Here is a 5,809-nt window from a genome sequence, read left to right on the forward strand (position 1 = left end):
ACGTAATGTTGATCGCGCGCTAATGCGCGCGATGGATGCGCGGGTCGAGCCCGCGCATGACGCTGGGCGTGTAGCTGTCGCCTTGCGCCGCTTACCGCGGCAGCGTCGTCGCGCCCATCAAAAACCGGTCGATCGCCTGGGCGCAGAGGCGGCCTTCGCGGATCGCCCAGACCACCAGCGACTGGCCGCGGCGCATGTCGCCGGCGGCGAACACCTTGTCGACCGAAGTGGTGAAGTGCGACAGGTCGGCGGCGACGTTGCCGCGCGGGTCGAGCGCGACGCCGAGCTGGGTCAACAGGCCTTCCTTGACCGGCGAGACGAAGCCCATCGCCAGCAGCACGAGGTCGGCTTCGAGCACGAATTCGGTGCCGGGGATCGGCTGGAACTTGGCGTCGACGCGGACGCAGTTCAGCTTCTTGACGACGCCGCCCTCACCTTCGAACGACTGGGTCATCACGGCGAATTCGCGCGCCGCGCCTTCGGCCTGGCTCGAGGAGGTGCGCATCTTCATCGGCCAGTTCGGCCAAGTCAGCGCCTTGTTCTCACGCTCCGGCGGCGCCGGCATGATTTCGATCTGGGTCACCGACTTGGCGCCCTGACGGATCGAGGTGCCGATGCAGTCCGAACCGGTGTCGCCGCCACCGATCACCACCACGTTCTTGCCGGCGGCGAGAATGTCGGTGCCGTTCACGGCTTCGCCGGAGACCCGGCGGTTCTGCTGGGTGAGGAAGTCCATCGCGAAATGGATGCCGCCGAGCTCACGGCCCGGGATCGGCAGATCGCGCGGCGCTTCGGCACCGCCGGTCAGCGCGACGGCGTCGTACTGCTTGAGCAGCTCGGCCGGATCGACTGCGCCCGGAGCGCTGCCGCCGACCGGCGCGCCGTAGTGGAAGGTGACGCCTTCGGCTTCCATCTGAGCGACGCGGCGGTCGATCAGAGTCTTCTCCATCTTGAAGTCCGGGATGCCGTAGCGCAGCAGGCCGCCGGCCTTGGCGAACTTCTCATAGACGTGGACGTCGTGACCGGCGCGCGCCAGCTGCTGGGCGCAGGCAAGGCCCGCGGGGCCGGCGCCGACGATCGCGACGCTCTGGCCGGTCTTGACCGCGGCGATCTCCGGCTTGACCCAGCCGTTGTCGAACGCGGTGTCGACGATCGCGCATTCGATCGTCTTGATGGTGACCGGGTTGTCGTCGATGTTCAGCGTGCACGACGCTTCGCACGGCGCCGGGCAGATCCGGCCGGTGAATTCCGGGAAGTTATTGGTCGAGTGCAGGGTGCGCGCGGCTTCCTGCCAATAGCCGTTGTAAACCAGGTCGTTCCAGTCGGGGATCTGGTTGTTGACCGGGCAACCCGTCGCGCCCGGCTGCGGCGAACCGGTGCCGTGGCAATACGGGATGCCGCAGTTCATGCAGCGGGCGGCCTGGTCGCGCAGGTCTTTCTCGCTGAGCGGAACCACGAACTCATTGTAGTTCTTCACCCGTTCGGCGACCGGCGCATAAGCGCGATCGTGCCGCTCGATTTCCAGAAACCCCGTGACCTTGCCCATCGAACTCTGACGCCTCGAATTCTTGTCTTCGACTTTGTGTCTTGGCACGCACTCTCCGTCATTGCGAGGAGCGAAGCGACGAAGCAATCCAGCTCAACGCAAGGAGCTTCTGGATTGCTTCGCTTCGCTCGCAATGACGAGGAAGCGCTGGTTTAACTACGCCCCGATCGCGATCTTCGGCTCCTCGGCGGCGCGAGCTTTCATCTCGCGCAGCGCGCGGCGATACTCGACCGGCATCACCTTGCGGAATTTCGGCAAGTAGCTCTTCCAGTTCGCCAGGATGTCCTGGGCGCGCTTGGAGCCGGTGTACTTGGCGTGGCGCGAGATCAGCACGTGCAGCCGCTCGACGTCGGCGCCGAGCAGATCGGCAAACACGTCGACCTTGCCGTGCGCTTCGAGATCGCCGGCCTGATGGAACGCGCCGGCGTTGATCATCTCTTCCGACAGCACCGGCTCGAGCTCGACCATCGCCATGTTGCAGGTCTTGGCGAAGCTGCCGTCCTCGTCCAACACGTAGGCGACACCGCCCGACATGCCGGCCGCGAAGTTACGGCCGGTCTTGCCGAGCACCACCACGATGCCGCCGGTCATGTATTCGCAGCAATGATCGCCGGCGCCTTCGACCACCGCGACCGCGCCCGAGTTACGAACCGCGAAGCGTTCGCCGGCGATGCCATGGAAGTAGCACTCGCCCTCGATCGCGCCGTACATCACGGTGTTGCCGACGATGATCGACTCTTCCGGCACGATGCCGGAGATCGCCGGCGGCCGGACGATGATCTTGCCGCCCGACAGGCCCTTGCCGACGTAGTCGTTGCCTTCGCCTTCGAGATCGAAGGTGATGCCGCGCGCCAGCCAGGCGCCGAACGCCTGACCCGCGGTGCCCTTGAGAGGCACCTGGATGGGGTCGGCCGGCAGGCCGGCGTGGCCGTAATGCTTGGCGACGGTGCCGGACAGCATCGCGCCGGCCGAGCGGTCGGTGTTGTTGATCTCGATCTCGAACTTCACCGGTGCGCCGCGGTCGATCGCCGGCTGCGACTTGGCGATCAGCTTGCGGTCGAGCACGCTGTCGAGATGATGATCCTGGCCTTCCGAATGGAAGATCGTCTGGCCCTTGTCCGCCTTCTGCTTGAAGAACAGCTTGGAGAAGTCGAGGCCCTTGGCCTTCCAGTGCGCCACCAGAGCGGCCTGGTCGAGCATCTGCGACTGGCCGACCATTTCATTGAAGGTGCGGTAGCCGAGGCTCGCCATCAGTTCGCGGACTTCCTCGGCGACGAAGAAGAAGTAGTTGATGACGTGCTCGGGCTGGCCGGTGAAGCGCTTGCGCAGCACCGGGTCCTGGGTGGCGACGCCGACCGGGCAGGTGTTGAGGTGGCACTTGCGCATCATGATGCAGCCGGCCGCGATCAGCGGCGCGGTGGCGAAGCCGAACTCGTCGGCGCCGAGCAGCGCCCCGATCACGACGTCACGGCCGGTGCGGAAGCCGCCGTCGACCTGGACGGCGATCCGCGACCGCAGCCGCTCGCGCACCAGGGTCTGGTGGGTTTCGGCGAGGCCGATTTCCCACGGCGAACCAGCATGCTTGATCGAGGTCAGCGGCGAGGCGCCGGTGCCGCCTTCGAAGCCCGAGATGGTGACGTGGTCGGCGCGCGCCTTGGCGACGCCCGCCGCGACGGTGCCGACGCCGATTTCCGACACCAGCTTCACCGAGATCGCGCTCGACGGATTGACGTTCTTCAGATCGTAGATCAGCTGCGCCAGATCTTCGATCGAGTAGATGTCGTGGTGCGGCGGCGGCGAGATCAGGCCGACGCCGGGGGTCGAGTGGCGCACCGCCGCGATGGTGGCGTCGACCTTGTGGCCGGGCAGCTGACCGCCTTCGCCGGGCTTGGCACCCTGCGCCATCTTAATCTGGATCATGTCCGAATTGGCGAGGTATTCGGTCGTGACACCGAACCGGCCTGACGCGACCTGCTTGATCGCCGAACGCATCGAGTCGCCGTTCGCCATCGGCTTGAAGCGATCCGGCTCCTCGCCGCCCTCACCGGTGTTCGACTTGCCGCCGATCCGGTTCATGGCGATCGCCAGCGTGGTATGCGCCTCGCGCGAGATCGAGCCGAAGCTCATCGCGCCGGTCGAGAACCGCTTGACGATCTCGGCGGCCGATTCGACTTCGGCCAGCGGCACCGGCTTACGGCCTTCGGCCTCGGCGCCCTTGATCTTGAACAGGCCGCGCAGCGTCAGCAGCCGCTCCTGCTGCTCGTTGAGCAGCTTGGCGAACGCGCGGTAGCGCTCCTGCGAATTGCCGCGCACCGCATGCTGCAGCGTCGCGACCGAATCCGCGGTCCAGGCATGATCCTCGCCACGGGTGCGGTAGGCGTACTCGCCGCCGACGTCGAGCGCGGTCTTGTACACAAGCGCGTCGCCGAACGCGTCGCGATGCCGGCGCACGGTTTCTTCGGCGATTTCGGCCAGGCCGACGCCTTCGATCTGCGAGTGAGTGCCGGCGAAGTACTTGGCGATGAAGTCGTGACGCAGGCCGACGGCGTCGAAGATCTGGGCGCCGCAATACGACTGATAGGTCGAGATGCCCATCTTCGACATGACCTTGAGCAGGCCCTTGCCGATCGACTTGATGTAGCGCTTGACGATTTCCTTGTCTTCGAGCTTGGCCGGCAGCCGGTCCTTCAGCGCGATGATGGTCTCGAACGCCAGATACGGGTTGATGGCTTCGGCGCCGAAACCGGCCAGGCAGGCGAAGTGATGCACTTCGCGCGGCTCGCCCGACTCGATCACCAAGCCCACCGAGGTGCGCAGACCGACGCGGATCAGGTGATGATGCACCGAGGCGCAGGCCAGCAGCGCAGGGATCGGAATCCGATCGGCACCGGCGGCGCGGTCGCTGAGGATGATGATGTTGACGCCGTCACGCACCGCAGATTCGGCGCGGCCGTTGAGGTCGTCGAGCACCTGCTCCATGCCGGCAGCGCCGAGCGCGGAGTGGAAGGTGGTGTCGAGGGTGCGCGACTTGAAGTGCGGATCGCCGATCTCGGAGATCGAACGGATCTTCTCGAGGTCGCCGTCGGTCAGGATCGGCTGACGCACTTCCAGACGCTTGGTGCCGGCGAGACCTTCGGTGTCGAACAGGTTCGGCCGCGGGCCGATGATCGACACCAGGCTCATCACCAGCTCCTCGCGGATCGGATCGATCGGCGGGTTGGTGACCTGGGCGAAGTTCTGCTTGAAGTAGGTGTAGAGCAGCTTCGGCTTGTCCGAGAGCGCCGACAGCGGAGTGTCGTTGCCCATCGAGCCGTTGGCTTCCTCGCCGGTCGACGCCATCGGCGTCAGCAGGATCGAGATATCTTCCTGGGTGTAGCCGAACGCCTGTTGCCGATCGAGCAGCGGCAGGTTGGAGCGCTGACCCTTGACCGGCGCGTCCTTCAGCTCTTCCAGCACGATCTGGGTGCGATGCAGCCAGTCGGCATAGGGCTGACTGGCTGCGAGCTGCGCCTTGATCTCTTCGTCCGGGATCAGGCGGCCCTGCTCGAGGTCGACCAGCAGCATCTTGCCGGGCTGCAGCCGCCACTTGGTGACGATCTGGTCCTCCGGAATCTTCAGCACGCCCATTTCGGACGCCATCACGATGCGGTCGTCCTTGGTGACGAGATAGCGCGCCGGGCGCAGACCGTTACGGTCGAGCGTCGCGCCGATCTGGCGGCCGTCGGTGAAGGCGAGCGCGGCCGGACCGTCCCACGGCTCCATCAGAGCGGCGTGGTACTCGTAGAAAGCGCGGCGCTTCTCGTCCATCAGCGGGTTGCCGGCCCACGCTTCCGGAATCATCATCATCACGGCATGCGTCAGCGAGTAGCCGCCGCGCACCAGAAACTCGAGCGCGTTGTCGAAGCAGGCGGTGTCGCTCTGGCCTTCGTAAGAGATCGGCCACAGCCGGCGGATGTCTTCGCCGTACAGCTCCGAATGCACCGACGCCTGACGCGCCGCCATCCAGTTGACGTTGCCGCGCAGGGTGTTGATCTCGCCGTTATGCGCGACCATGCGGTACGGATGCGCCAGCGACCAGGTCGGGAAGGTGTTGGTCGAGAACCGCTGATGCACCAGCGCCAGCGCGCTGGCGAAATCGTCTTCGTGCAGATCCGGATAGTACTTGCCGAGCTGGTCGGCCAGGAACATGCCCTTGTAGATCACGGTGCGGCACGACAGCGACACCGGATAGTAGCCGGCGAGCGCGCGCTCGCGACGCTGATA

2 protein-coding genes are annotated in these 5,809 nt (G+C 65.8%); both read right to left on the reverse strand.

Going from position 1 to position 5,809, the window contains the following annotated elements; translation table 11 throughout:
* Positions 1 to 91: 91 nt before the first annotated feature.
* Positions 92 to 1,546, reverse strand: coding sequence for a glutamate synthase subunit beta (locus DYI24_RS19775; RefSeq protein WP_164573517.1), 1,455 nt, complete (start codon positions 1,544 to 1,546; stop codon positions 92 to 94).
* A gap of 156 nt (positions 1,547 to 1,702) precedes the next feature.
* On the reverse strand, positions 1,703 to 5,809 hold a 4,107-nt coding region (gene gltB, locus DYI24_RS19780; RefSeq protein ID WP_164573518.1), incomplete at its 5' end, for a glutamate synthase large subunit.

Origin of the sequence: Rhodopseudomonas sp. BR0C11 (assembly GCF_010820945.1) — a bacterium.
Classification (GTDB): Bacteria; Pseudomonadota; Alphaproteobacteria; order Rhizobiales; family Xanthobacteraceae; genus Rhodopseudomonas; species Rhodopseudomonas palustris_H.